At 54.3% G+C, this 25,445-nt stretch carries 36 protein-coding genes; 4 read left to right on the top strand and 32 right to left on the bottom strand.

Annotation, left to right across the window (positions count from 1 at the left end; translation table 11 throughout):
- Positions 1-74 precede the first annotated feature (74 nt).
- From rpsQ to rpsJ, 11 genes are read right to left on the bottom strand one after another with little or no spacing between them, the layout of a single operon-like run.
- A complete protein-coding gene (rpsQ, locus tag L3069_RS20600) occupies positions 75-329 on the bottom strand; it encodes a 30S ribosomal protein S17 (protein ID WP_002438707.1) in 255 nt (84 codons plus the stop codon).
- Positions 329-520: a 50S ribosomal protein L29 gene (rpmC, locus tag L3069_RS20605; protein WP_003863282.1), complete on the bottom strand. Its 192-nt coding sequence runs from the start codon at positions 518-520 to the stop codon at positions 329-331. Before rpmC ends, rpsQ begins: the two co-directional genes overlap by 1 nt.
- The gene (rplP, locus tag L3069_RS20610) at positions 520-930 is read right to left on the bottom strand and encodes a 50S ribosomal protein L16 (protein WP_038416824.1); all 411 of its coding nucleotides are present in this window, start codon (positions 928-930) and stop codon (positions 520-522) included. Before rplP ends, rpmC begins: the two co-directional genes overlap by 1 nt.
- A gap of 12 nt (positions 931-942) precedes the next feature.
- Positions 943-1,644 carry a 30S ribosomal protein S3 gene (gene rpsC / locus L3069_RS20615; protein ID WP_000529945.1) on the bottom strand — a complete coding sequence of 234 codons (702 nt, stop codon included), beginning with the start codon at positions 1,642-1,644 and terminating at the stop codon, positions 943-945.
- A gap of 17 nt (positions 1,645-1,661) precedes the next feature.
- Positions 1,662-1,994 carry a 50S ribosomal protein L22 gene (gene rplV, locus L3069_RS20620; RefSeq protein WP_002919773.1) on the bottom strand — a complete coding sequence of 111 codons (333 nt, stop codon included), beginning with the start codon at positions 1,992-1,994 and terminating at the stop codon, positions 1,662-1,664.
- Positions 1,995-2,008: 14 nt separating this feature from the next.
- The gene (gene rpsS / locus L3069_RS20625; RefSeq protein ID WP_001138117.1) at positions 2,009-2,287 is read right to left on the bottom strand and encodes a 30S ribosomal protein S19; all 279 of its coding nucleotides are present in this window, start codon (positions 2,285-2,287) and stop codon (positions 2,009-2,011) included.
- Between the two features lie 16 nt (positions 2,288-2,303).
- Positions 2,304-3,125, bottom strand: a complete 822-nt coding sequence (gene rplB, locus L3069_RS20630; protein ID WP_000301859.1) for a 50S ribosomal protein L2 — start codon at positions 3,123-3,125, stop codon at positions 2,304-2,306.
- Positions 3,126-3,142: 17 nt separating this feature from the next.
- Positions 3,143-3,445, bottom strand: coding sequence for a 50S ribosomal protein L23 (gene rplW / locus L3069_RS20635; RefSeq protein WP_000617546.1), 303 nt, complete (start codon positions 3,443-3,445; stop codon positions 3,143-3,145).
- Positions 3,442-4,047 carry a 50S ribosomal protein L4 gene (gene rplD, locus L3069_RS20640; RefSeq protein WP_000424395.1) on the bottom strand — a complete coding sequence of 202 codons (606 nt, stop codon included), beginning with the start codon at positions 4,045-4,047 and terminating at the stop codon, positions 3,442-3,444. The genes rplW and rplD overlap by 4 nt, the downstream gene beginning before the upstream one ends.
- 10 nt (positions 4,048-4,057) lie before the next feature.
- The gene (rplC, locus tag L3069_RS20645) at positions 4,058-4,687 is read right to left on the bottom strand and encodes a 50S ribosomal protein L3 (RefSeq protein WP_236901896.1); all 630 of its coding nucleotides are present in this window, start codon (positions 4,685-4,687) and stop codon (positions 4,058-4,060) included.
- 32 nt (positions 4,688-4,719) lie between these two features.
- Positions 4,720-5,031: a 30S ribosomal protein S10 gene (gene rpsJ, locus L3069_RS20650; protein ID WP_001181005.1), complete on the bottom strand. Its 312-nt coding sequence runs from the start codon at positions 5,029-5,031 to the stop codon at positions 4,720-4,722.
- A 380-nt stretch (positions 5,032-5,411) separates the two neighbouring features.
- Here rpsJ and L3069_RS20655 point away from each other — a divergent pair, with 380 nt between their 5' ends.
- On the top strand, positions 5,412-5,885 hold the full coding sequence (locus L3069_RS20655; protein WP_038416827.1) for an A24 family peptidase: 474 nt from the start codon (positions 5,412-5,414) through the stop codon (positions 5,883-5,885).
- Here L3069_RS20655 and bfr read toward each other — a convergent pair.
- The 11 genes from bfr to fkpA all read right to left on the bottom strand — a co-directional run bounded on the left by bfr (position 5,869) and on the right by fkpA (position 14,069).
- Positions 5,869-6,345 (bottom strand): bacterioferritin, encoded by a 477-nt coding sequence (gene bfr / locus L3069_RS20660; RefSeq protein WP_003863270.1) that lies wholly within the window; start codon positions 6,343-6,345, stop codon positions 5,869-5,871. The two genes, L3069_RS20655 and bfr, sit on opposite strands and share 17 nt — an antisense overlap.
- 72 nt (positions 6,346-6,417) lie before the next feature.
- Complete coding sequence (gene bfd, locus L3069_RS20665; protein WP_003863268.1) at positions 6,418-6,612, bottom strand: bacterioferritin-associated ferredoxin; 195 nt, start codon at positions 6,610-6,612, stop codon at positions 6,418-6,420.
- 177 nt (positions 6,613-6,789) lie between these two features.
- Positions 6,790-7,974 carry an elongation factor Tu gene (gene tuf / locus L3069_RS20670; protein WP_017693880.1) on the bottom strand — a complete coding sequence of 395 codons (1,185 nt, stop codon included), beginning with the start codon at positions 7,972-7,974 and terminating at the stop codon, positions 6,790-6,792.
- Positions 7,975-8,043: 69 nt separating this feature from the next.
- A complete protein-coding gene (fusA, locus tag L3069_RS20675; protein WP_022649591.1) occupies positions 8,044-10,158 on the bottom strand; it encodes an elongation factor G in 2,115 nt (704 codons plus the stop codon).
- Positions 10,159-10,254: 96 nt separating this feature from the next.
- A complete protein-coding gene (gene rpsG / locus L3069_RS20680; protein ID WP_003861706.1) occupies positions 10,255-10,725 on the bottom strand; it encodes a 30S ribosomal protein S7 in 471 nt (156 codons plus the stop codon).
- A 96-nt stretch (positions 10,726-10,821) separates the two neighbouring features.
- Entirely contained in the window at positions 10,822-11,196 is a 375-nt protein-coding gene (gene rpsL / locus L3069_RS20685) for a 30S ribosomal protein S12 (protein ID WP_000246815.1), read from the bottom strand.
- 124 nt (positions 11,197-11,320) lie between these two features.
- Positions 11,321-11,608 (bottom strand): sulfurtransferase complex subunit TusB, encoded by a 288-nt coding sequence (gene tusB, locus L3069_RS20690; protein WP_022649592.1) that lies wholly within the window; start codon positions 11,606-11,608, stop codon positions 11,321-11,323.
- Positions 11,609-11,615: 7 nt separating this feature from the next.
- Positions 11,616-11,975: a sulfurtransferase complex subunit TusC gene (gene tusC / locus L3069_RS20695; RefSeq protein WP_023298759.1), complete on the bottom strand. Its 360-nt coding sequence runs from the start codon at positions 11,973-11,975 to the stop codon at positions 11,616-11,618.
- The gene (tusD, locus tag L3069_RS20700) at positions 11,975-12,361 is read right to left on the bottom strand and encodes a sulfurtransferase complex subunit TusD (RefSeq protein WP_003861699.1); all 387 of its coding nucleotides are present in this window, start codon (positions 12,359-12,361) and stop codon (positions 11,975-11,977) included. Before tusD ends, tusC begins: the two co-directional genes overlap by 1 nt.
- Complete coding sequence (locus L3069_RS20705; RefSeq protein ID WP_003861697.1) at positions 12,361-13,083, bottom strand: transcriptional regulator; 723 nt, start codon at positions 13,081-13,083, stop codon at positions 12,361-12,363. Before L3069_RS20705 ends, tusD begins: the two co-directional genes overlap by 1 nt.
- Before the next feature lie 167 nt (positions 13,084-13,250).
- The gene (fkpA, locus tag L3069_RS20710; protein WP_003861695.1) at positions 13,251-14,069 is read right to left on the bottom strand and encodes an FKBP-type peptidyl-prolyl cis-trans isomerase; all 819 of its coding nucleotides are present in this window, start codon (positions 14,067-14,069) and stop codon (positions 13,251-13,253) included.
- A gap of 238 nt (positions 14,070-14,307) precedes the next feature.
- Between fkpA and L3069_RS20715 the strand changes: the two genes are divergently transcribed.
- Complete coding sequence (locus tag L3069_RS20715; RefSeq protein ID WP_023298761.1) at positions 14,308-14,526, top strand: protein SlyX; 219 nt, start codon at positions 14,308-14,310, stop codon at positions 14,524-14,526.
- A 51-nt stretch (positions 14,527-14,577) separates the two neighbouring features.
- Here the strand turns inward: L3069_RS20715 and slyD are convergent, their stop codons facing one another.
- The 4 genes from slyD to kefG all read right to left on the bottom strand — a co-directional run bounded on the left by slyD (position 14,578) and on the right by kefG (position 17,833).
- A complete protein-coding gene (gene slyD / locus L3069_RS20720; RefSeq protein WP_003861691.1) occupies positions 14,578-15,168 on the bottom strand; it encodes a peptidylprolyl isomerase in 591 nt (196 codons plus the stop codon).
- 94 nt (positions 15,169-15,262) lie between these two features.
- Positions 15,263-15,463, bottom strand: a complete 201-nt coding sequence (locus L3069_RS20725) for a YheV family putative zinc ribbon protein (protein WP_038416829.1) — start codon at positions 15,461-15,463, stop codon at positions 15,263-15,265.
- 13 nt (positions 15,464-15,476) lie between these two features.
- Positions 15,477-17,282: a glutathione-regulated potassium-efflux system protein KefB gene (kefB, locus tag L3069_RS20730; protein WP_003861688.1), complete on the bottom strand. Its 1,806-nt coding sequence runs from the start codon at positions 17,280-17,282 to the stop codon at positions 15,477-15,479.
- Positions 17,282-17,833: a glutathione-regulated potassium-efflux system ancillary protein KefG gene (gene kefG, locus L3069_RS20735; protein ID WP_003861686.1), complete on the bottom strand. Its 552-nt coding sequence runs from the start codon at positions 17,831-17,833 to the stop codon at positions 17,282-17,284. Before kefG ends, kefB begins: the two co-directional genes overlap by 1 nt.
- A gap of 132 nt (positions 17,834-17,965) precedes the next feature.
- Here kefG and L3069_RS20740 point away from each other — a divergent pair, with 132 nt between their 5' ends.
- Together L3069_RS20740 and L3069_RS20745 are read left to right on the top strand one after the other, a co-directional pair.
- A complete protein-coding gene (locus tag L3069_RS20740; protein ID WP_023298762.1) occupies positions 17,966-19,870 on the top strand; it encodes an ABC transporter ATP-binding protein in 1,905 nt (634 codons plus the stop codon).
- A 15-nt stretch (positions 19,871-19,885) separates the two neighbouring features.
- Positions 19,886-20,818 carry a LysR substrate-binding domain-containing protein gene (locus L3069_RS20745; RefSeq protein ID WP_022649599.1) on the top strand — a complete coding sequence of 311 codons (933 nt, stop codon included), beginning with the start codon at positions 19,886-19,888 and terminating at the stop codon, positions 20,816-20,818.
- 102 nt (positions 20,819-20,920) lie between these two features.
- Here the strand turns inward: L3069_RS20745 and mdcH are convergent, their stop codons facing one another.
- The 6 genes from mdcH to mdcC form a co-directional block, all read right to left on the bottom strand.
- Positions 20,921-21,817, bottom strand: a complete 897-nt coding sequence (gene mdcH, locus L3069_RS20750; protein ID WP_022649600.1) for a malonate decarboxylase subunit epsilon — start codon at positions 21,815-21,817, stop codon at positions 20,921-20,923.
- Positions 21,817-22,434 carry a malonate decarboxylase holo-ACP synthase gene (locus tag L3069_RS20755; protein WP_038416830.1) on the bottom strand — a complete coding sequence of 206 codons (618 nt, stop codon included), beginning with the start codon at positions 22,432-22,434 and terminating at the stop codon, positions 21,817-21,819. Before L3069_RS20755 ends, mdcH begins: the two co-directional genes overlap by 1 nt.
- A 2-nt stretch (positions 22,435-22,436) precedes the next feature.
- Complete coding sequence (locus L3069_RS20760) at positions 22,437-23,396, bottom strand: AEC family transporter (RefSeq protein ID WP_023307100.1); 960 nt, start codon at positions 23,394-23,396, stop codon at positions 22,437-22,439.
- A 123-nt stretch (positions 23,397-23,519) separates the two neighbouring features.
- Positions 23,520-24,320, bottom strand: a complete 801-nt coding sequence (gene mdcE / locus L3069_RS20765; protein ID WP_038417081.1) for a biotin-independent malonate decarboxylase subunit gamma — start codon at positions 24,318-24,320, stop codon at positions 23,520-23,522.
- The gene (locus L3069_RS20770) at positions 24,320-25,153 is read right to left on the bottom strand and encodes a biotin-independent malonate decarboxylase subunit beta (RefSeq protein ID WP_003861672.1); all 834 of its coding nucleotides are present in this window, start codon (positions 25,151-25,153) and stop codon (positions 24,320-24,322) included. The genes mdcE and L3069_RS20770 overlap by 1 nt, the downstream gene beginning before the upstream one ends.
- A complete protein-coding gene (mdcC, locus tag L3069_RS20775) occupies positions 25,146-25,445 on the bottom strand; it encodes a malonate decarboxylase acyl carrier protein (protein WP_022649604.1) in 300 nt (99 codons plus the stop codon). Before mdcC ends, L3069_RS20770 begins: the two co-directional genes overlap by 8 nt.

Raw genomic sequence — 25,445 nt, forward strand, 5'->3', positions numbered from 1 at the left:
CTTCTGCAATATGGGTAGAAAAAATAAACGGCTCATTGCTGAGCCGTTTATTCGTATTGAGAATGCGTACTCTATTACAGAACCGCTTTCTCTACAACGCGAACCAGCGTCCAGGACTTAGTCTTGGACAGTGGACGGCATTCACGGATTTCAACCTTGTCGCCGATACCACATTCGTTGTTCTCGTCATGTACGTGCAGTTTGGTCGTACGCTTGATGAATTTACCGTAGATCGGGTGTTTCACAAAACGTTCGATAGCTACAACAATGGATTTCTCCATTTTATCGCTAACAACACGACCTTGCAGAGTACGGATTTTATCGGTCATTACGCACCCGCCTTCTGAGTCAGTAAAGTCTTAACGCGCGCAACATTGCGACGCACTTGCTTCAGCAGGTGAGTCTGTTGCAGCTGGCCACTTGCAGCCTGCATACGCAGGTTGAACTGCTCACGCAGCAGGTTCAGCAGCTCAGCGTTCAGCTCTTCAACGCTTTTTTCACGCAGCTCTTTTGCTTTCATTACATCACCGTCTTAGTTACAAAGGTGGTTTTGATAGGCAGTTTCGCTGCTGCCAGGCCGAAGGCTTCACGGGCCAGCTCTTCCGGAACACCGTCCATTTCATAAAGGACTTTGCCCGGTTGGATCAAGGCAACCCAGTACTCCACGTTACCTTTACCTTTACCCATACGAACTTCCAGTGGCTTCTCGGTGATCGGTTTGTCCGGGAATACACGGATCCAGATCTTACCTTGACGCTTAACTGCACGGGTCATTGCACGACGTGCTGCTTCGATCTGACGTGCAGTCAGACGACCACGGCCAACAGCTTTCAGACCGAAAGTGCCGAAGCTAACATCCGTACCCTGCGCCAGACCACGGTTGCGGCCTTTGTGCATTTTACGGAATTTTGTACGCTTTGGTTGTAACATCAGCGACGCTCCTTATTTACGGCCTTTACGCTGCTGCTTTTTAGGTTGAGCAGCCGGTTTTTCCGGTTGTTCAACAGCAGCCATACCACCCAGGATCTCACCTTTGAAGATCCATACCTTAACGCCGATTACACCGTAAGTGGTGTGCGCTTCAGAGGTGTTGTAGTCGATGTCAGCACGCAGAGTGTGCAGCGGTACGCGACCTTCGCGGTACCATTCGGTACGTGCGATTTCCGCGCCGCCCAGACGGCCGCTAACTTCAACTTTGATACCCTTAGCGCCCAGACGCATTGCGTTCTGTACAGCACGCTTCATAGCACGACGGAACATAACACGACGTTCCAGCTGAGAAGTGATGCTGTCAGCAACCAATTTAGCGTCCAGTTCAGGCTTACGAACTTCAGCGATATTGATCTGTGCAGGAACGCCAGCGATATCCGCTACGACCTTGCGCAGTTTTTCTACGTCTTCGCCTTTCTTACCGATAACGATACCAGGGCGAGCAGTGTGAATAGTCACACGGATGCTCTTAGCTGGACGCTCGATAACGATACGAGATACAGACGCTTTAGCCAGTTCCTTAGTCAGGTACTGACGTACTTTAAAATCGCTGTCCAGGTTGTCAGCGAATTCTTTGGTGTTCGCAAACCAGGTAGAGTTCCATGGTTTTACAATACCCAGGCGAATACCATTAGGATGTACTTTCTGACCCATTGCTAGTCTCCAGAGTCTCAGCGATCGGACACAACCACAGTAATGTGGCTGGTGCGCTTCAGGATGCGATCTGCACGACCTTTCGCACGCGGCATAATGCGCTTCATGCTTGGGCCTTCATCTACGAAAATTTTCGCGACTTTCAGATCGTCGATGTCAGCGCCATCGTTGTGTTCAGCGTTAGCAATGGCAGATTCCAGTACTTTCTTGACCAATACCGCAGCTTTCTTGTTGGTATAGGTCAGGATGTCCAGGGCCTGCGACACTTTCTTACCGCGAATCAGGTCAGCAACAAGGCGAACCTTCTGTGCAGAAGAACGAGCATGGCGATGTTGAGCTAAAGTTTCCATCTCTTCCTCCTACCTTATTTCTTCTTCGCTTTTTTATCAGCAGCGTGGCCGCGATAAGTACGAGTCGGTGCGAATTCACCCAGTTTGTGACCAACCATTTCGTCGGTAACAAAGACTGGAACGTGCTGACGACCATTATGGACAGCGATGGTCAAACCGATCATGTTAGGAAAGATCGTTGAACGACGGGACCAAGTGCGCAGGGGCTTCTTGTCTCCGCTTTCCACCGCTTTCTCTACCTTCTTCAGCAAGTGCAGGTCAATAAAAGGACCTTTCTTGAGAGAACGTGGCATGGCTTATCCTCTAAAATTATTTGCTACGGCGACGTACGATAAATTTATCAGTACGCTTGTTGCTGCGGGTCTTCTTACCTTTGGTCTGAACGCCCCACGGAGTTACCGGGTGCTTACCAAAGTTACGACCTTCACCACCACCATGTGGGTGATCGACTGGGTTCATCGCAGTACCGCGAACGGTAGGACGAACACCACGCCAGCGTGCAGCACCAGCTTTACCCAGAACGCGCAGCATATGCTCAGCATTGCCAACTTCGCCCAGAGTAGCGCGGCAGTCTGCTTCGACTTTACGCATTTCACCAGAACGCAGACGCAGGGTGACATAAGCACCGTCACGCGCAACGATCTGAACGTAAGTACCCGCGGAACGCGCCAGCTGACCGCCTTTACCTGGTTTCATTTCTACGTTATGAACGGTAGAACCAACCGGGATATTGCGCATCGGCAGGGTGTTGCCTGCTTTAATTGCAGCATCAACGCCAGACTGAATCTGGTCGCCAGCTTTCAGGCCTTTAGGGGCCAGGATGTAACGGCGTTCGCCATCTTTGTACAGAACCAGCGCGATGTTCGCGGAACGGTTCGGATCGTACTCAAGACGCTCAACAACTGCTGGGATACCGTCTTTGTTGCGTTTGAAGTCAACAATACGATAAGCCTGCTTGTGGCCACCACCGATGTGACGAGTGGTGATACGGCCATTGTTGTTACGACCACCGGATTTGCTGTTTTTTTCCAGCAACGGAGCAAAAGGTTTGCCCTTGTGCAGCTCAGGGTTAACCACTTTAACTACGTGGCGACGACCCGGAGATGTCGGTTTACATTTAACAACTGCCATTGTATTACTCCTCCGACTTACTCAGCGCCGCCAACGAAGTCCAGGTTCTGGCCTTCTTTCAGGGTGACGTAAGCTTTTTTCCAGTCGCTACGACGACCGATACGCTGTCCGTGACGTTTAACTTTCCCTTTAACTACCAGGGTGTTAACGACTTCGACTTCGACTTCAAACAGTTTCTGCACAGCAGCTTTGATCTCTGCTTTGGTCGCGTCTTTAGCAACTTTGAGAACGATGGTGTTTGTTTTTTCCATCGCAGTAGACGCTTTTTCAGAAACGTGCGGTGCGCGCAGCACCTTCAGCAGACGTTCTTCACGAATCATGCCAGCATCTCCTCAACTTGCTTAACAGCATCAGCAGTCATTACGACTTTGTCGAAGGCGATCAGGCTAACCGGGTCGATACCAGTCGCGTCGCGTACGTCAACCTTGTGCAGGTTACGCGCGGCCAGGAACAGGTTCTCGTCCAGCTCACCGGTGATGATCAGCACATCTTCCAGAGCCATGTCTTTCAGTTTCTGTGCCAGCAGCTTAGTTTTAGGCGCTTCAACAGAGAACTTCTCGACAACGATCAGACGATCCTGACGTACCAGTTCGGACAGGATGCTTTTCAGCGCGCCGCGGTACATCTTTTTGTTAACTTTTTGACTGTGGTCCTGTGGACGCGCAGCGAAGGTCACGCCACCTGAACGCCAGATCGGGCTCTTGATAGAACCTGAACGCGCACGGCCGGTACCTTTCTGGCGCCATGGCTTTTTGCCTGAACCAGTTACTTCAGCACGAGTCTTCTGAGCACGAGTACCCTGACGAGCACCAGCTGCATAAGCAACAACAACCTGGTGAACCAGCGCTTCGTTGAAATCACGACCGAAGGTAGTTTCGGAAACAGTCAGCGCGCTCTGCGCGTCTTTCAATACTAATTCCATTGCTATCCCCTTACGCCTTCACAGCTGGTTTAACGATCAGGTCGCTACCGGTTGAACCCGGGACCGCACCTTTAACCAGCAGCAGGTTGCGCTCAGCGTCAACACGTACTACGTCCAGGCTCTGAACGGTTACACGTTCGTTGCCCAGCTGACCTGCCATTTTCTTGCCTTTGAACACTTTGCCCGGAGTCTGGTTCTGACCGATAGAACCCGGAACGCGGTGAGACAAGGAGTTACCGTGAGTAGCGTCCTGGGTACGGAAGTTCCAGCGCTTAACGGTACCAGCAAAACCTTTACCTTTAGAGGTACCGGTTACGTCAACTTTTTTAACGTCAGCAAACAGCTCAACGCTAATGTCCTGACCTACGGTGAACTCTTCGCCTTCAGCAAGACGGAATTCCCACAGACCACGGCCAGCTTCTACGCCAGCTTTAGCGAAGTGACCCGCTTCTGGTTTGGTTACACGGTTAGCTTTTTTAGCACCAGTGGTCACCTGAACAGCGCGGTAGCCATCGTTAGCCAGATCTTTAACCTGGGTAACGCGGTTTGCTTCAACTTCGATTATGGTTACTGGGATTGAAACGCCATCTTCAGTGAAGATGCGGGTCATGCCCACTTTTTTACCGACTAAACCAATCATTGTATCAACCTCTCAATCGCTCGATGACCTGATTAACCCAGGCTGATCTGCACGTCTACACCGGCAGCCAGATCCAGACGCATCAGAGCATCAACGGTTTTCTCAGTTGGCTCAACGATGTCAACCAGACGCTTGTGAGTGCGGATCTCGTACTGATCACGCGCATCTTTGTTAACGTGCGGAGAGATCAGAACGGTAAAGCGCTCTTTGCGGGTCGGCAGCGGGATCGGACCACGGACTTGCGCACCAGTGCGCTTAGCAGTCTCGACGATTTCCGCGGTTGATTGATCGATCAGACGATGATCAAACGCTTTAAGGCGGATACGGATTCTTTGGTTCTGCATGAGACCAGAGCTCCAATTATTTTATAAACGAAAATGATTACTCCTCAAACCCATTACGATTGATGGGAGAGTGTAACCGTTCTTACGTAGCTCCCCAATTGGGAGCATTGTTGAGTAACAAAGTGAGCTACTCTGGTTCAGATTGAACCCGCCGTCAATTACGACAAGCCCGCGCATTATACGTAAATCAGCGAAAGACGCAAGTGCCGTTTAGAAATTAAGCGCCAAAGTCGTACTCTGCGTAAGGCCTCGCAATTTTTTATGCAAAGTATCCCTTCTCAACTCTTTGTCTGAAGCCGCTATGCAATTGTTGTTTTTACACATTGCCGGGCATGCAGATTGTTACGAGTATGCGCTCAAACCATTTTGAGGCTCTCGCTATGCTAATGTCCCTCCCCTTTCTGCTGATCTATTTTGCGTTATCGGCCTTGCTTGTACGCACCGATATTCGCACGGGGCTGCTTCCCGATAAATTCCTTTGCCCGCTGCTATGGACAGGCCTGCTCTACCAGCTTTGTCTTCATCCTGATTTTTTGCCGAGCGCGGTAGTGGGTGCGACGGCAGGATACGCCGGATTCGCCGTTATCTATTGGGGATATCGACACATCTGCCGACGTGAAGGGATGGGGTATGGCGACATAAAATATCTTGCGGCGCTGGGAGCATGGCATGGCTGGTGTGTACTGCCAGTACTGGCATTAGTGGCCGCGTTAATGGCTCTGCTGTATCTGGTTGGTTTCTCGTTGTTCAACCCTGATAAGCAGGCATTAAAAAACCCACTGCCTTTTGGGCCATTTCTGGCGGCAGCGGGTTTATGCGTTGGCTGGGAAAGCCTGATTAACTTTCCACTTTGATCTGAGACTGAAGGTAGTTCTGTAGGCCAATTTTGCTAATGAGATCCAGTTCGGTCTCAAGCCAGTCGATGTGCCCTTCTTCATCGGCCAGGATCTGGATCATCATATCCCGGCTGACGTAGTCATGTACGCTGTCCGCATAGGCAATGGCTTCACGCAGGTCTTTTGCACCCTCCAGCTCCAGCCGGAGATCAGAACGCAGCATCTCTTCAACATCTTCTCCGATGCCCAGTTTTCCGAGATCCTGTAGGTTAGGAATGCCTTCGAGGAATAAAATACGCTCAATATATTTATCGGCGTGTTTCATTTCATCAATGGACTCATGGTATTCAACATCGTTGAGGCGAGTCAGTCCCCAGTTTTTGAACATTCTTGCATGGAGAAAATACTGATTGATTGCGACAAGCTCATTTCCCAATAATTTATTGAGATAACTTATGATTTTAACATCACCTTTCATTATATAGTCCCTCCGCTTCCACTCATTGAAGCGTAGATCGGGCTACAGGGATGTCAAAAAAAAGATGGAGGCTTACGCGATCTCTTTGAATTCCGGGATCTGCATCAGTTCGTCCTGCATGATCTCACGCGCTGCGCGAACGCATTTACCGCATTGATTTCCCACCGGAACAAACTTACGAAGCTGCTGGAAAGATTGTGGTTGAAACTGGCGAACGGCCTGACGAATTTTTTTGTCGCTTACACCATTACATAAACAAACGTACATAAAGACTCCCGTTCAAAATATGCGCAAAGTGTAAGTGAGAATGGTTATGATTACAATAGCACGGGCGTCGGAATACGTGGCGGGAGAAAGCAAAAAATGCGAATTTTTATGACAATGCCCAACGGCAGAAAACAAAAAAGGACGCCGAAGCGTCCTTTTTATTTCAGGGATAATTAATTAGCCCAGAACTTTAGCAACAACGCCCGCGCCAACGGTACGGCCGCCTTCACGGATTGCGAAACGCAGACCGTCATCCATCGCGATTGGGTGGATCAGAGTCACAACCATCTTGATGTTGTCGCCTGGCATTACCATCTCTACGCCTTCTGGCAGTTCGATGGTACCGGTCACGTCAGTTGTACGGAAGTAGAACTGTGGACGGTAGCCTTTGAAGAACGGAGTATGACGGCCGCCTTCGTCTTTGGACAGAATGTACACTTCAGATTCGAACTTGGTGTGTGGCTTGATTGAGCCTGGCTTCGCCAGAACCTGACCACGTTCGATTTCTTCACGTTTGATACCACGCAGCAGAACACCAACGTTCTCACCAGCACGGCCTTCGTCCAGCAGTTTGCGGAACATTTCAACGCCAGTACAGGTAGACTTCGCAGTCTCTTTGATACCAACGATTTCAACTTCTTCACCAACTTTGATGATACCGCGCTCTACACGACCGGTAACAACGGTACCACGACCGGAGATGGAGAATACGTCTTCGATTGGCAGCAGGAATGGCTTGTCAATCGCACGCTCTGGTTCTGGGATGTAAGAATCCAGGTAGCCAGCCAGTTCGATGATTTTCTCTTCCCACTCTGCTTCGCCTTCCAGCGCTTTCAGCGCGGAACCACGAACGATTGGGGTATCGTCGCCTGGGAAATCGTACTGAGACAGCAGTTCACGAACTTCCATCTCTACCAGTTCCAGCAGCTCTTCGTCATCAACCATGTCGCATTTGTTCAGGAACACGATGATGAAAGGAACGCCTACCTGACGACCCAGCAGGATGTGCTCACGAGTCTGAGGCATAGGGCCGTCAGTCGCAGCAACAACCAGGATCGCGCCGTCCATCTGCGCAGCACCGGTGATCATGTTTTTAACATAGTCGGCGTGGCCTGGGCAGTCTACGTGTGCGTAGTGGCGAGTCGGGGTGTCATACTCAACGTGAGAGGTGTTGATGGTGATACCACGAGCTTTTTCTTCTGGTGCGTTATCGATCTGGTCGAAAGCACGAGCAGCACCGCCGTAGGTTTTAGCCAGTACGGTAGTGATTGCAGCAGTCAGGGTAGTTTTACCATGGTCAACGTGGCCGATAGTACCAACGTTGACGTGCGGTTTTGTACGTTCAAATTTTTCTTTAGACACGGCTATATTCCTTACTATAGTGCTCTCCCCTTCGGAGAGAGCACGGGACTTAGGTTTTAATCCTGTGGATTACTTACCACGGGCTTCGATAACGGCCTGAGCAACGTTGTTCGGCGCATCATCATACTTCAGGAATTCCATAGTGTATGATGCACGACCTTTGGTCAGAGAACGCAGCTGAGTTGCATATCCGAACATTTCAGACAGCGGAACTTCAGCGTGGATCTTAACGCCAGTTACTTCGGATTCCTGACCACGCAGCATACCGCGACGACGGCTCAAGTCACCGATAACGTCACCGGTGTTCTCTTCCGGAGTTTCTACTTCAACCTTCATGATTGGCTCAAGCAGAACTGGTTTTGCTTTCTTAAAGCCTTCTTTAAAGGCAATAGACGCAGCCAGTTTAAACGCCAGTTCAGAGGAGTCAACGTCGTGGTAAGAACCGAAGTGCAGACGAACACCCATGTCTACAACCGGGTAACCAGCCAGAGGACCAGCTTTCAGCTGCTCCTGGATACCTTTATCAACGGCAGGGATGTATTCGCCAGGAATTACACCACCTTTGATGTCGTTGATGAACTCGTAACCTTTAGGGTTAGAGCCCGGCTCCAGTGGGTACATGTCGATCACAACGTGACCGTACTGACCGCGACCACCAGACTGCTTAGCGTGTTTACCTTCAACATCGGTAACTTTCGCGCGAATCGCTTCGCGGTAAGCAACCTGAGGTTTACCCACGTTCGCTTCAACGTTGAATTCACGCTTCATACGGTCAACGATGATGTCCAGGTGCAGTTCACCCATACCAGCGATGATGGTCTGGTTAGATTCTTCATCAGTCCATACGCGGAATGATGGGTCTTCTTTCGCCAGACGGCCCAGAGCCAGACCCATTTTTTCCTGGTCAGCTTTGGTTTTTGGTTCAACCGCGATGGAGATTACCGGCTCAGGGAATTCCATACGCTCCAGAATGATCGGGTGATCCGGGTCACACAGGGTGTCACCAGTAGTCACGTCTTTCAGACCGATAGCAGCAGCGATGTCGCCCGCACGAACTTCTTTGATCTCTTCACGTTTGTTAGCGTGCATCTGTACGATACGGCCAAAACGTTCACGCGCCGATTTCACGGAGTTCAGGATGGTGTCACCGGAGTTAACCACACCAGAGTAAACGCGGAAGAAGGTCAGGTTACCCACGAATGGGTCGGTAGCAATTTTGAACGCCAGCGCAGAGAACGGCTCGTCATCACTTGCGTGACGCTCAGCCGGAGTATCTTTACCGTCGTCCAGGATGCCGTTGATCGCAGGAACGTCAACCGGGGATGGCAGGTAGTCAACTACCGCATCCAGCATTGCCTGAACACCTTTGTTCTTGAACGCAGAACCACAGGTTACCAGGATGATTTCGTTGTTCAGAACACGCTGACGCAGAGCAGATTTGATCTCTTGCTCAGTCAGTTCTTCACCACCCAGGTATTTCTCCATCAGCTCTTCAGAAGCTTCTGCTGCGGATTCGATCAGGTTCTGGTGCCATTCGTCAGCCAGGTCCTGCATCTCTGCCGGGATATCTTCGTATTCGAAGGTAACGCCCGCATCTGCTTCGTTCCAGTTGATGGCTTTCATTTTCACCAGGTCGATAACACCGGTGAAGCCTTCTTCAGCACCAATTGCCAGCTGAAGCGGAACAGGGTTCGCGCCCAGACGGGTTTTGATCTGGCCAACAACTTTCAGGAAGTTAGCACCCATACGGTCCATTTTGTTAACGAACGCGATGCGTGGAACTTTATATTTGTTAGCCTGACGCCATACGGTTTCAGACTGTGGCTGAACACCACCAACTGCGCAATAAACCATTACCGCGCCGTCAAGAACACGCATGGAACGTTCTACTTCGATGGTGAAGTCAACGTGCCCTGGGGTGTCGATGATGTTTACGCGATGCGGTTCGTACTGCTTAGCCATACCTGACCAGAAAGCAGTAGTCGCTGCGGAGGTGATAGTAATACCACGCTCCTGCTCCTGTTCCATCCAGTCCATGGTGGCTGCGCCGTCATGAACTTCACCGATTTTATGGTTTACACCGGTGTAGAACAGAATACGTTCGGTAGTAGTGGTTTTACCGGCGTCGATGTGCGCACTGATACCGATGTTACGGTAGCGTGCGATGGGTGTTGTACGAGCCATTTGATTCCTCGTTTATATCTTTAGGCGTTCAGTTAAGTTACCCAGAGCGGGCGGCTTCTCTGAAGCGCCCGCCTGGTGACTACGACTCCGAAGGGATTACCAACGGTAGTGTGCGAACGCCTTGTTGGCTTCTGCCATACGGTGAACGTCTTCACGTTTCTTAACTGCAGTACCTTTGTTTTCTGCAGCATCAGAAAGTTCGTTCGCCAGACGCAGAGCCATGGATTTATCACCGCGTTTACGAGCAGCTTCAACGATCCAACGCATTGCCAGAGCATTACGACGAACCGGACGAACTTCAACTGGAACCTGATAAGTAGAACCACCAACGCGGCGAGACTTAACTTCTACAGTCGGGCGCACGTTGTCGAGAGCGACTTCGAAAGCTTCCAGTTCATTTTTACCAGAACGCTGAGCCAGGGTCTCCAGCGCGCTGTATACGATTGCTTCTGCAGTAGATTTTTTACCATCTACCATCAGGATATTTACAAATTTTGCCAGCAGTTCTGATCCGAATTTCGGATCTGGAAGAATTTTACGCTGACCAATGACGCGACGACGTGGCATGGGATTACTCCGTTGTTAATTCAGGATTGTCCAAAACTCTACGAGTTTAGTTTGACATTAAGATAAATCAGTTTGGCCTTACTTAACGGAGAACCATTAAGCCTTAGGACGCTTCACGCCGTACTTGGAGCGAGCCTGCTTACGGTCTTTAACACCTGAGCAGTCCAGCGCACCACGAACGGTGTGGTAACGAACACCCGGAAGGTCTTTAACACGACCGCCACGGATCAGGATCACGGAGTGCTCCTGAAGGTTGTGACCTTCACCACCGATGTAGGAAGTCACTTCGAAACCGTTAGTCAAACGCACACGGCATACTTTACGCAGTGCGGAGTTTGGTTTTTTAGGAGTGGTGGTATATACACGAGTACATACGCCACGTTTCTGCGGGCAGGCTTCCAGCGCAGGCACGTTGCTTTTTGCAACTTTGCGTGCACGTGGTTTGCGTACCAGCTGGTTAACTGTTGCCATTAAATAGCTCCTGGTTTTAGCTTTTGCTTCGTAAACACGTAATAAAACGACCTCATACAATATGAGGACGCGAAATTTTAGGGCTACGTCGAAAAGGTGTCAAGAAATATACAGCGATCTCAAATCACCAGTTCATTTGACTGGCGTGCGTCACAGTAAGATTGACGAAATCAGTATAGCCAACCACGTCAATTTTGGCTGAAATTTGACCAGAAAGACCCCGCGCATCCAGATCCTCTTTAAGCGCAGAGACTGTTATGGGGGCATTAGCGAGGATTTCAACAAAACGGCTGCCATCAAGCGCCGCGAGTACGCCATCCTGAATCAGCAGCAGATCATCGCCTTCGCGCAGCATGCTCAGTAACGTGTCGATATCGCATTGCCACGGTGAACGGCTCAGGGTATGGAGCATGACAGCCTCAGAAAGTCAGAACGGTATCGTAGTGAGAAAGTTGTTCGCGCAGCGCAGAAGATGTCAGGATCGTCACGTCCAGCACGAACGGTATTTTCTCATTTAACCCACGAGCGGCCAGCGAGTCGGCGCACACATAGAAGGTTTCAATGTCATAGAGCGGCAGAACTTTAAAGGTCGCAATGTAGTCGCGCGCAAGAATAGCCTGCGGTTGTTGGCCTGCCAGAAGCTGGAATACGCCATCGCCTAAAAAGAAGACGCCAATATCTTCGGTTAGAGCCGAGGTCGCGAGCAATGCATCCAGCCCTTCCCGGCCTGAAGCGCTGCCATGCGGGGCAGAAGTAAAAACAAACGCTACGCGCTTCATCAAAATTGCACCACTCTGTCGCAGGTCAACGCCGCCTGTGCTAATGCGCCTAATCCGCTGAGCGAAAAGCCCGGTTGCAGGTTAGCCCCTGCCAGACCAAGGCGTTCGGCTTCAGTCGCATCCGTCACGCCGCGACGCAGTGCCGCCGCGACGCAGATATGCAGGTCGACGCCCTGCGTTTCGTTTAATTTTTGCCAGGCGCGCACAAGGTCAAACTCATCGCTCGCCGGGGACGTAAACTGGTTCGCGTTATAGACCCCTTCACGATAGAAGAAGACGCTTGCCAGTTCATGACCGGCATCAAGCAGCGCATGGGCAAACTGTAGCGCGCTGCTGGCCTGCTGGGTACCATACGCCGGGCCCGTCACCATTAACGCAAAACGCATTACTTGTCTTGCCCCAGGAAGTCGCCGCTTTTGAACTGGCGAATATAGAGGTAAACCGTGTGTTTGGAGATATTCAGGCGATCGGCCACCTGGTTGATGGCATCTTTGATATCAAAAATCCCTTTCTCATAGAGGTTCAGGACGATCTGACGATTCTTGGCGTTGTTGGATACGTTGCGATCGGCATTCACCTCTTCAATGGTGAACTCCAGCGTCTGTGTCACGAGATCCTCAACAGAAGAGGCAAAGTTCACCGATGAGCCCACGTCCGGCGTTTCTGGCGGGATGAAGGTGCTCATGATTTGCGAGAATGGCACATCAAGGTTCATGTTGATGCACAGCAAACCGATTACCCGGTGTTCGCGGTTTCGAATCGCGATAGTTTCTGATTTCATCAGCACGCCGCTTTTGGCGCGGGTGAAATAGCATTTTGAGACGCTGCTGTCCGCGCCGGTCATGTCATGCAACATACGCAATGCAAGGTCGGTGATTGGCGAACCAATTTTACGGCCAGTGTGCTCACCATTCGCAATGCGGATAGCGGAACACTTAAGATCTTGCAGGGAATGCAATACGATTTCGCAGTGGGAACCAATGAGCATCGCTAACCCGTCCACTACCGCTTCGTAGGATTTCAGAATATCGAAGTCGGTCTGGTCAAATGGACGTTGATCCAGCAAATCAAGTTCACTGGTTTCGTTGGTTAAAAGCGACCTGGACATGAAAAAAACACTCCTTTTCAGGAGCCTGTCGTTAGGTTTTCAGGGCAGGCTCATTATCTACACGGACAACTAAATTAATACAGCGTGTATAACGCTTTCCAGTGTTAATTATATCTGCCCCACAATAAAAAAACCGCCGCCTGTAAAGGCGGCGGTTTTTTTCAGCATTACTTCTTAGCTGCTGCGGCTTTGTCGTCAGCCGGTGCGTCTGTTTTCGCATCCGCTTTCGGCGCCGGTTTGATGTCCAGCAGTTCTACATCAAATACCAGCGTAGAGTTAGCCGGGATACCCGGAACGCCGGTTTTGCCGTAAGCCAGATCCGGTGGGATGACCAGCTTGATTTTACCGCCTTTCTTGATGTTCTTCAGGCCTTCGGTCCAGCCCGGGATCACACCGTCGAGACGGAAGGAGAGAGGCTCACCGCGAGTATAAGAGTTATCGAACTCTTTACCGTCGATCAGCGTACCTTTGTAGTTAACTACAACGGTGTCGCTGTCTTTAGGCGCGTCGCCGGTACCTTCTTTCTCAACTTTATAGATCAGGCCAGTAGAAGACGTTTTAACGCCTTTCTCTTTAGCGAACTTATCGCGGTAGGCTTTGCCTTTCGCTTCGTTATCTTTAGCGTCTGCTTCCATCTTGGTCTGAGCGGCGCCTTTCACGCGCGCTTCAAACGCTTGCAGAGTCTGCTCGATTTCCTGGTCAGACAGTTTGCTCTTGTCTGCGAACGCATCCTGAACCCCTGCGATCAGCTGATTTTTGTCCAGTTTGATGCCCAGTTTCTCTTGTTCTTTCAGAGAGTTTTCCATGTAACGGCCCAGAGACGCGCCGAGTGCGTAGGCGGATTTCTGGTCGTCATTCTTGAATGCCGCTTTGCTGTCTGTAGTCGCAGCAGGCTTCGCAGCAGTATCAGCAGCGAAAGACAGCGGCGCATTGAGCGCTACAGCCATAGTGGTCGCCAGCAGCGTAACTTTAAACAGTGATTTCATCCATATCTCCAGGACCTGAGGTCTCTCACCCCAGTGTTAAATGTAAATGAGTGACGTACTATAAAACGTTGTGGAAGAAATCTACAGACAGACTCCCCCGAATGTCGCTTCTTTTCAGACTATTTTTGTTTAAATAAGTTTCTTGTCAGGGAGATGGATACTGTACTTAAGGAAAAAGTCAGATAAACTTCGCCGCCGCTGGTCCATTATGGCGCATGAGAGATAAACGAGGTGAATGATGAAGGATACAACGATCGAAGCGAGACTGGCTGAGCTGGAAAGCCGCCTGGCTTTTCAGGACATCACCATCGAAGAACTGAACCAGACCGTGACGGCTCATGAGCTTGAAATGGCAAAAATGCGCGATTTGATGCGACTTCTCACTGAAAAAGTGAAGGCAACGCAGTCGTCGCACATCGCCTCTCAGGCTGAAGAGACGCCACCACCTCATTATTGAGGCGTAAAAAAAGCGGGATTATCCCGCTTTTTTATTTTCCGCAGTACGGAATCAGTGGCAGCCGCAGCCGCCGTTACCGCAACCACCTTTACCGTGGCCGTGGTCATGACCATGATCGTGGCCGTGACCACCGCAGCAGCCGTCGTGGCCGTGATCGTGGTCATGGTCGTGACCGTGCGCACCATGAACGTGGCCATGAGCCAGCTCTTCTTCGGTCGCTTCACGGATAGCAACAACTTCTACGTTGAACTTCAGGTTCTGACCAGCCAGCATGTGGTTGCCGTCAACCACAACGTGGTCGTCTTCAACTTCTGTGATTTCAACCGGAACCGGACCCTGGTCAGTTTCAGCCAGGAAGCGCATGCCAACCTGCAACTCGTCAACGCCCATGAACACGTCTTTAGGAACGCGCTGAACCAGGTTGTCATCATACTGACCGTAAGCGTCGTTCGCGCCGACAGCAACGTCGAATTTGTCGCCAACTTCATGACCTTCCAGCGCCGTTTCCAGGCCGGAAATCAGGGAACCGTGACCATGCAGGTAGTCCAGCGGCGCACTCACCGGAGACTCATCAACCAACACACCGTCTTCTGTACGTACCTGATAGGCCAGGCTGACCACCAGGTCTTTTGCTACTTTCATGATATCTCCTGAGCGTGGGAAAATTGCTGGCGCAGATTGTAGCGGAATTCTGCACCCGTGTACCCTTAAGCTTAAAAAAACTCAGAGCATATCGCTAGTCTGGATGAAAAATGCCGATCACTTGCTCTTCTTTGCGAACGTGATCGCGGGCTTCTTTGTCGACCTCACGCATCTGGTGACCGCACTTAACACATTCAACAATATCGATATTATTCTCCCGCCACATGGCCAGCGTATCTTGCGCCTGGCAGGACGGGCATTTTGCGCCCGCGATAAAGCGTTTACGTAAAGCCATCTTTCGTTACCCTTTATTCAAATTCATCCCAGCCGTCGAGCTGGCGTCGTTCCTGTTGCATCTCACGCTGGAAGATCTCCTCCAGTTCGCGACGCGCTTCCCGCACGCGGGAGATCTGCGCCGTGTCGCTGTGCACAGGCATCAGTTCACGCAGCATTCGCATATCCAGCCGGCGGAAATGCATCTGGGCGCGTTGCGCCTGGTGAGGATGCATACCCAGCGAAACCAGCGCCTTGCGCCCCAGCTCCAGCGCGCTGGAGAAGGTTTCGCGGGAGAAGTGTTTCACACCCGCCTGCAAAAGTTCGTGAGCCTCAACACGTCCGCGCGCACGCGCCAGAATATGCAGATGCGGGAAATGCTGCTGGCACAGCTCCACCAGCTTCATTGTGTCTTCCGGATCGTTACAGGTGATGACGATGGACTCCGCAGCCTCTGCCCCCGCCGAGCGCAACAGCTCAAGCTGCGTCGCATCCCCGTAGTACACCTTATAACCATATTTGCGCATCAGGTTGACGGCGCTGATATCGCGCTCCAGCACCGTAATGCGCATTTTATTTGCCATCAACAGGCGACCAATCACCTGTCCGAAGCGGCCAAAGCCCACGACGATCACCTGCGGTTTATCATCTTCCACCCACGGCGCTTCGTCTTCATCGTCTGCGGGATTCAGGCGGCGCGACAGCAGTTTGTCCACCAGCTTCATCAGCAGCGGCGTGGTCATCATCGACAGCGTGACCGTCACCAGTAGCAGCGCCATCTGGTCATCTTTGAACAGCTTCTGAGACGACGCAGTGGAAAACAGCACAAACGCAAACTCTCCGCCCTGACTTAACACGCTGGAAAACTGCATCCTTTCCGAGCTGCGCAGCCCGTAAATCCGCGCGAGGAGATACAGCACCAGCGTTTTGACCGCCACCAGCACGGCGACACTCGCAATAACCCACAGCAGATGGGTATAGAGCACGCCAAGATTAAGCGCCATACCCACCGAGATAAAGAACAGCCCTAACAGCAGCCCCTTAAACGGATCGATGGCGGTCTCCAGCTCGTGGCGGTACTCGCTTTCCGCAAGCAGCACCCCGGCGATAAACGTCCCGAGCGCCATCGACAGCCCCAGCGCATCCATAAACAGCGCTGAACCAAGCACCAGCAGCAGCGTTGCGGCGGTGAAGACCTCGCGTACGCCGGATGCGGCAATAAACCGGAACACTGGACGCAGTAAAAACCGTCCGCCGATCAGCATCCCCGCGAAGGCCAGCACCTTCATGGAGATCTTCATCCAGTCGAAATGATCGTCTCCGGAGCCTGCCAGCAGCGGCACCAGCGCCAGCGCCGGGATCACCGCTAAATCCTGGAACAGCAGCACCGAAAAGCCCAGTTGCCCCGCCTCGTTGCGGTTCATCCCTTTGTCGCGCATCAGCTGAAGCGCCATCGCCGTCGACGACATTGCAAGACCGATCCCGCCAATCACCGCGGCCTGCCAGGAAAACTGCGTCAGCATCAGCAGGCCCGCCAGAATGGCGGCGCTGAGCAACACCTGCGCCGCCCCGACGCCAAAAATAGATTGCCGCAGTTGCCACAGCTTGGACGGATTAAGCTCAAGCCCGATGATAAACATCAGGAACACCACGCCCAGCTCGGAGAAGTGGAGAATTTCATCCACATCGCTGATAAACCCAAGCCCCCAGGGACCAATGGCTATCCCCGCCAGCAAATAGCCCAGCACCGCGCCAATGCCGAGACGCGCGGCAAGGGGGACCGCGACGACGGCGGCAAACAAAAACAGCACCCCGGCGAGGAGTAAATTCGAACCGTCCATTAGCGTCCTCCCGCCGGAATCGGTGACGCCAGCCATTCGCCATAGGCCCTGGCATGGCTCGCCAGCGCTTTCGGATCCTGCCGCCGTGCCCAGTAGATAATAATCGGGCTCATCCAGTGCATACGGCACATCGCCGCCGTCAGCTCAAACGGCCGCAGAATGTCGCTCATGGGGTAACGGTTCAGCCCGTCGTGACGGTAAGCGCTTTCCGGCTCACCGGTGGTGATGACACTCCGCCAGTACTTTCCCGCCAGCTGGTTGCCCCCCACCCCGCTGGAAAAGCCCCGGCTCAGCACGCGGTCCAGCCACTCTTTCAGCAGCGCCGGACAGCTATAGGTATAAAGCGGATGCTGGAACACAATCACGTCGTGCTGACGCAGCAGTTCCTGCTCGTAAGGAATATCAATAAAGAAATCGGGGTAGTGCGCGTAGAGATCGTGCACCGTTACGTTACTGAGCTGTGTGGCCGGCTTAAGCAGCACCCGGTTTGCCACCGAGTCCTGTGATTCCGGATGGGCATACAGCAGCAGCACTTTCGCTGTCTGAGACATCACTCCCCTCCCGGTTCTGTTTTTGTGTATTGTTGTCGTTTTGGGCTACCATGGCGGCCCGGTGGGGAAATTGGCCCACACCTTACATTATCATAATGACAAATTAACATAGTCGGAACATACGGCGCTTCTATGATTGTTTTCTCCTCGTTACAAATTCGTCGCGGCGTGCGCGTCCTGCTGGATAACGCGACTGCTACCATCAACCCGGGCCAGAAAGTGGGGCTGGTCGGCAAAAACGGCTGCGGTAAATCCACCCTGCTGGCACTGCTGAAAAACGAGATAAGCGCGGATGGCGGGAACTTTACCTTCCCGGGCAACTGGCAGCTCGCCTGGGTAAACCAGGAGACCCCCGCGCTGAGCGAACCGGCGCTCGACTATGTTATCGACGGCGACCGTGAATACCGCAAGCTCGAAGCGGAGCTCAACGCCGCCAACGAGCGCAACGACGGCCACGCCATCGCCACCGTCCACGGCAAGCTGGACGCCATCGACGCCTGGACCATTCGCTCCCGCGCCTCCAGCCTGCTGCACGGCCTGGGCTTCAGCAACGAACAGCTTGAACGCCCGGTGAGCGATTTCTCGGGTGGCTGGCGTATGCGCCTTAACCTGGCGCAGGCGCTGATCTGCCGCTCTGACCTCCTGCTGCTCGATGAACCGACCAACCACCTCGATCTCGATGCGGTTATTTGGCTGGAGAAGTGGCTCAAGAGCTATCAGGGCACTCTGATTCTGATCTCCCACGACCGCGACTTCCTCGACCCGGTGGTGGATAAAATCATTCATATCGAACAGCAAAGCCTGTTCGAGTACACCGGCAACTACAGCTCTTTCGAGCGCCAGCGCGCGACGCGCCTCGCCCAGCAGCAGGCGATGTATGAAAGCCAGCAGCAGCGCGTGGCGCACCTGCAAAGCTTTGTGGATCGCTTCAAGGCCAAGGCGTCAAAAGCCAAGCAGGCGCAGAGCCGCGTCAAAATGCTGGAACGCATGGAGATGATCGCCCCCGCGCACGTGGATAACCCGTTCCACTTCAGCTTCCGCGAGCCGGAGAGCCTGCCGAACCCGCTGCTGAAGATGGAAAAAGTGAGCGCGGGCTATGGCGATCGCATTATTCTCGACTCTATCAAGCTCAACCTGGTGCCGGGTTCACGCATCGGTCTGCTGGGGCGTAACGGCGCCGGTAAATCGACGCTGATCAAGCTGCTGGCGGGCGAGCTTAACCCGGTCAGCGGCGAAATCGGGCTGGCGAAGGGCATCAAGCTTGGCTACTTCGCTCAGCATCAGCTGGAATTTTTACGCGCCGATGAATCGCCGATCCAGCACCTGGCGCGCCTGGCGCCGCAGGAGATGGAGCAGAAGCTGCGCGACTACCTCGGCGGCTTTGGCTTCCAGGGCGATAAGGTGACTGAAAATACAGCGCGTTTCTCCGGCGGCGAAAAAGCGCGTCTGGTGCTGGCGCTGATCGTCTGGCAGCGTCCAAACCTGCTGCTGCTCGATGAACCGACCAACCACCTCGATCTCGACATGCGTCAGGCGCTGACCGAAGCGCTGATCGAGTTCGAAGGGGCGCTGGTTGTCGTTTCGCACGATCGCCACCTGATCCGCTCCACCACCGACGATCTCTATCTGGTTCACGGCGGCAAAGTGGAACCGTTCGACGGCGACCTGGAAGATTACCAGCAGTGGCTGACGGACGTGCAGAAGCAGGAAAACCAGCCGGAAGAGTCAGCGAAAGACAACGCCAACAGCGCCCAGGCGCGTAAAGACCAGAAGCGCCGTGAAGCGGAACTGCGCACCCAGACTCAGCCGCTGCGTAAAGAGATTACCCGTCTCGAAAAAGAGATGGAAAAGCTTAACGCCACGCTTGCCGCCGTCGAAGAGAAGCTGGGCGACAGCGAACTGTACGATCAGAGCCGCAAAGCGGAGCTGACGGACTGTCTGCAAACGCAGGCGAAAACCAAATCCAGTCTCGAAGAGTGCGAAATGGCATGGCTGGACGCGCAGGAACAGCTGGAAGCGATGCTGCAAGCCGACTAACACGCCGGGAGGGTTATGGGCTTCGATACCACGAGCGAGATTACATTCCGTAAGCTCAGCATCTTCATGACGTTCATGGACAAGGGCAATATCGCACGTACCGCCGAAACGCTCGGCCTGAGCGGTGTCAGCGTGCACCGCGCGCTGCATACCCTCGAAGAGAACGTCCGCTGCCCGCTCTTTGCTCACAAAGGGCGTAACCTGATTGCCCTCCCCTCCGCGTGGACGCTGCTGGAGTATTGTCAGGAGGTGATGCAGGTGATGGAGCGCGGACTGGAAGAGTCGCGCAAGATTGCCGGTATCGGCCAGGGACGGTTGCGCGTCGGTACGCTTTACTCGCTGACGCTGGAAACCGTGCCGCGCCTGATAATGGGCATGAAGCTGCGCCGTCCGGATCTGGAGATGGATCTGACGATGGGCTCGAACGAAACCCTGCTCCATATGCTGGATGAGGGGTCGCTGGATGCGATTTTAATCTCTATCTCCGAGAGCGATATCGACCGTAACAGCCTCGAAGTGCTGCCCCTGTTCCATGACGATATTTTCCTTGCCGCACCGGCCTCTGCCACGCTGAATACCAGCGGTCCCGCCGATCTGCGTGACTATAAAGATCAGAAGTTTGTCGCCCTCGCGGAAGGGTTCGCCACTTACGCCGGGTTTCAGGAAGCGTTTCATATTGCCGGTTTCGAGCCGGAGATTGTGACGCGGGTAAACGATATTTTCTCGATGCTGAGCCTGGTGCAGGCGGGGGTCGGGTTTACGCTGATGCCGGGCAGGATGAAGAAAGTGTACGAAAATTCGGTGCAGCTACTGAAGCTGGCACAGCCGTACCAGATGCAGCAGCTGATTGCGATCGTCTTTGCCCGCAACCGCGAGCAGGATCCGAGCCTGCGAGCATTGGCCGCGGAAGGGCGGATGTACGCCAGAAGTTTGCAGGACGGAGCCTGAGGCCTTGCCGGGTGGCGACGCGTTGCGTCTTACCCGGCCTACAAAATAATACAACCGAACCCGTAGGCCCGGTAAGGCGCAGCCGCCACCGGGCAAAAAAACTCACGCACGAAGCCGCCCCGCCAGATGCACCGCCACGTCCACCCCGCTGCGCTCCAGCGAAATGGATTCGCCTTCCCACGCCGCCTGCCGCGTCAGGCAGGTTAATATGCCTCCCGGCGGCATCTCAATCGCCAGCCGCGCTTCACGCTCGTTAGCGGAAATCACCGCCTCCTGCCAGCGCACGGTTCGCGCCATGTTCATTGCCAGATCGTCGGCAATTTTCTCCGGCTGCCAGAGCACGCGTCCGGTACTGCCGCTCAGGTACGCGCAGCGGGGCCGGGAAAGCGTGACCGATTCAAACGCCGCTGCCAGCTTCTTCGCCGGTTCCGCCAGCAGCGCGCAGTGCGATGGCACACTCACCGCCAGCCGTTTGGCCTTGCTTGCGCCCTTCGCCAGCGCGCGCTCCGCCACCTGCGCCATACCGTCATCGGTTCCGGCAATCACGATCTGCGTTTCGGCGTTCAGGTTAGCGATATAGGTTCCAGTCCCCTGAATCAGGTTTTCCACCTGCGGCAGGGTCAACCCCATAATCGCCGTCAGGCCGTAGCCGTGCGGATACGCCTGCTCCATCAAATCACCGCGCAGCGCCACCAGCTTCAGCGCATCCGTAAAGTCCAGCGAGCCTGCGATAACCGCCGCAGGATAAGCGCCAATGGACAGACCGCTGACAATATCCGGCGACACGCCGCGACGTTCCAGCTCGCGCGCCCAGGCCACGCCGGCAATCAGCAGTGAAAGCTGAACCGCACGGGTGTGGGTTAACGAGGATGCGCTGTCCAGGGTATCGACTTCCGCCCCCAGCACAGCACGGGCCTGCTCCAGCTCCGTTCCCGGCAGGTTTTGCAGCATACCTTCGTGCTGTGTGCCCTGCCCCGGAAAGGTAAACAGTATTTTCATTACTCCTCCCTGTGCCATGGATCCGCTACCAGGCGCGGTCCACATTGCGTTTTTAGCAGCGTTTTGCCGTCGCGTAGCCATTCTGCCAGCGCGAATCCGCCCTCGGGCGTGTCCACCTGCGTATCCGCCCGGCACAACGCACGGCTGAGCTGAGCCTGCCAGTCAGTAAACGCCTCAGGGGAAACGGTACGCGGGGCGCGGATCAGCAGATCGAGATCGCTGTCGGCGTGGATCACCGGAATGCCGGTCGCCAGCGCATAACCCGTACTGCCGGTTATCCCCCACGTCCACGGCCACGACTGCTGCGCAAGCTGAAGCGCCACCTGAACCGGCGGCTGAGTGACAAACGGCGAACGCAGCAGGTCGGCGGCAACGCTCAACTCTTCGGGCGACACCACGCGCAACACGTTCTCAGGCTTCACCCATCCGGCCGCCCGCTGGTCGCGGCGCAATCCGCGCACGCCAACGGGAATACGGCCTTCATTATCAACATCACGCCGCACCACTACCGGCAGCCCGGTATGCCAGGCCGCGTCTGCCCAGGATTCGGTAATCCCTTCCAGGGCGTCGCGCGCGGTAAGCCAGATGAGGTCGTGTGGGCGTAATGTTGTGGTCATAATTACATTCCTGAAGTCAGCGAGATAAACAGCGGCAGCGACAGGATACACAGTATGGAGCTCAACAGCAGCACGGCTTCAGCATCCGGCGACTGCACGCCAAAGCGGTTACCGAACACCACGCCAAAGAAGCCCGCAGACAGCGCAATCATCAGGATGGCGGTGATCGCCACGGAGCCGTGCAGACCGAAGATTAAAACGATACCCCAGGCAATTGCTGGCTGGATCAGCAGCTTGGCGATAGTGGAAGTGATCACCATGGTGTTGATCTGAAGCTTACGCGCGGAGAGGATCACCCCGGTCAGGAACAGCGCCGCAGCGGTCGCGGACAGTCCCAGAGGTTTAATCGCCGCCAGTACCAGCTCTGGCATTTTGATGCCGATAGCGGACAGGATCACACCCAGTAGCGGGCCCATCACGATCGGTTTTTTAATGGAGCGCCACATCAGCACCGGCAGCATGGAAAGCGTTGAACCGGAGTTATTGCCTTCGGCGCGGGCTTTCTCACGCTCCAGAATAAGCAGGCAGAACGGGGTCATCAGCACCGAACCACAGGCGATGGAGACAGCCACGGAGAGTGAAGTAGAAGAACTTTCACCCAGCACGCTGCCCAGAATCGGCAGGCCGAGCGCCGCATAGTTTGGCAGGGCGACGGTCAGCGTCAGTACGGCCGCATCCTGCGGAGATTTTTTAAAGACTTTGGTGGCGAGGAAGTAGATGGCCGCATAGGTGATCCACATCGCCAGGGTGAGAACCAGGATCAGCGGCGACTGCGCCACAATGCCGGTCCACGGGGTTTGCACGGTGGCGCTGAACAGCGCGGCAGGGAGTGCAAAATCCATAACGAAGATATTCAGCAGGGAAACATTTTTGTTATCGACCATCTTTGCTTTACCGGCCCAGAATCCCAGCAGCATGATGACGAAAATCGGTGCAAGAGCATGAACAATTACGTAAGTCATAAATCACCTGTAGTAAAAAAGTTTAAGCACTGGCGCGATGTTTATTATTTTCAGGATGCAGGTTCCCGCGTGGACGCAACGGGCGCGCCCACGGGGTAATGCATCTGGCAGGTCTCTTTTTACTTACCAGCTGGCTCGCATACGTTCACGTACGAGCGCCGAGCTGCGGCGGTTGTCAGCACCCAGACGGTTTTTCAACGTGATGTCCTGACGAGCGTCGCTGATGGCCTGTTGCAGGGTAGTTTTCACCCGCGTCAGATCGCTTTCGGAAGGGGCATCCGGGTTGCTGATATCCAGCAGGTCGGAGAGCAGCCCCAGCGTGGCGTAGTTGCTGATGTCGTACGCCATTGGCGGAATGGTTGCCGCCAGTTTTTCCAGCGCCTCAACGGTACGCAGCGTAATGCGCGCCGCAGACTCTTTGCCCATGGCATGGATCAGCACGCCTTTATCGTTGAAGGCAATCAGGCGGTTAGCCTGGTAGCCGTGCGCCAGAAACGCGCCGGACATGGCCTTACCGACGATAAGACCAATCACCGGATGCCCCGCCAGCCGCGCATTGGCATAGGCGGCAGCGGCGCCGGCCAGCGCCTGGTGGATACCAAACGCCTCTTCGCGACGGCCATAGGCCTGGCTTGGGACATCGATCACCGCCACAATCGGGCGCTTCACGGCTTTATCTGCGTCAGCGGCGACGGTTTCGCTGACCACTTTTGCCAGCGTCCAGCCCTCCAGCAGCCCCACTTCCCCTTGCGCCGCGCGCGGGAAGTGGTTGTTGGCGTCCGGCACCACGGCGACAAAGCGCACCGTTTCACCGTTCAGCTCGCCGTCTGCCGCCTGCACGGACGGGCATAACCCCTCCAGACGTTTCGCGTTCGGGGCCAGAGTTTCCAGCCAGAGTTCGCCACGGCTAATTGAGTTAGTCATCATTTCACCTCCCGGGCAAAAAGCGCTTTAATCTGTTCGGCATCGGCCTGTTTGCGGGTGTCGAAATTCGTCAGACGGTTCAGGTAATCGTCGTAGTTATCGGTGCGATGTTTCGCCGGTACGCCTTTGGCGATGGCCTCGTTCATCGCGGCTTTCACCGCGTTCACGCCGTCGCCCACCAGCGCGTCCACCAGTCCGCTTTCATAGCGCACTTCGCCGCCGGTCATGCTCCAGATAAACGGACGGTCGCGGGAGTCATACTCTTCAATGCCCGCTTCCTGCTCAATAACCTGCGGGCCGTTGAGGCCAAGACGCGCTTCGCGGGTCACAATCAGGTAGCTGCACAGCGCCGCGGCGATAGACATCCCGCCGAAGCAGCCCACGGTCCCGGCGACAATCCCGACAACCGGGGTATAGCGACGCAGGTCAACGATCGCGGCGTGGATATCGGCAATCGCCGCCAGGCCGAGGTTGGCTTCCTGCAAACGTACGCCGCCGGTTTCGAGGCACAGTACCGCCTGAGTCGGAATGCCGTTGCGGTTATCTTCCGCAGCCAGCTCCAGCGCCGCCGCCATTTTGGCACCGGACACTTCGCCCATGCTGCCGCCCTGGAAGGTGCCTTCAATCGCCACCACCACTGCAGGCTGGCCGTTGATGGTCCCTTTCGCGACTACCATGCCGTCATCGGCCTGAGGAACAATCCCCTGTGGCCCAAGCCACGGAGAGATAATGCCTTCAAACGGATCCAGCAGTTCGCGGTAGCTGCCGTCGTCGAGCAGCGCCTGCGCACGCTGGCGCGCTTTTAATTCGATAAAGCTGCTGTCATCACGCATGGTTCACCCCTTCAAAAACCTGTTCGATACGAATGCGTGCCACGCCCGGCGTCGCGCCGAAGTCGTGGATGGTCAGCTTACCTGCGGGCAGGCTGCTGACGGTTTGCAGGCGATTGAACAACGCCTCCCAGCGCCCACGGCTGTTGTCGACGGAGGTGGTGATATCAATGATTAAGGTCTGGCCCGGTTCGGCGGTGAAAAGCACCTCCATATCCCCGGAACCGACTACCCCTGCCAGCGCCCTGCCGCTTACTTCGCGGCTGGCGGGCACGGTCAATGTGATTTTTTCCAT

Origin of the sequence: Enterobacter cloacae complex sp. ECL411 (assembly GCF_021869665.1) — a bacterium.
GTDB lineage: Bacteria > Pseudomonadota > Gammaproteobacteria > Enterobacterales > Enterobacteriaceae > Enterobacter > Enterobacter intestinihominis.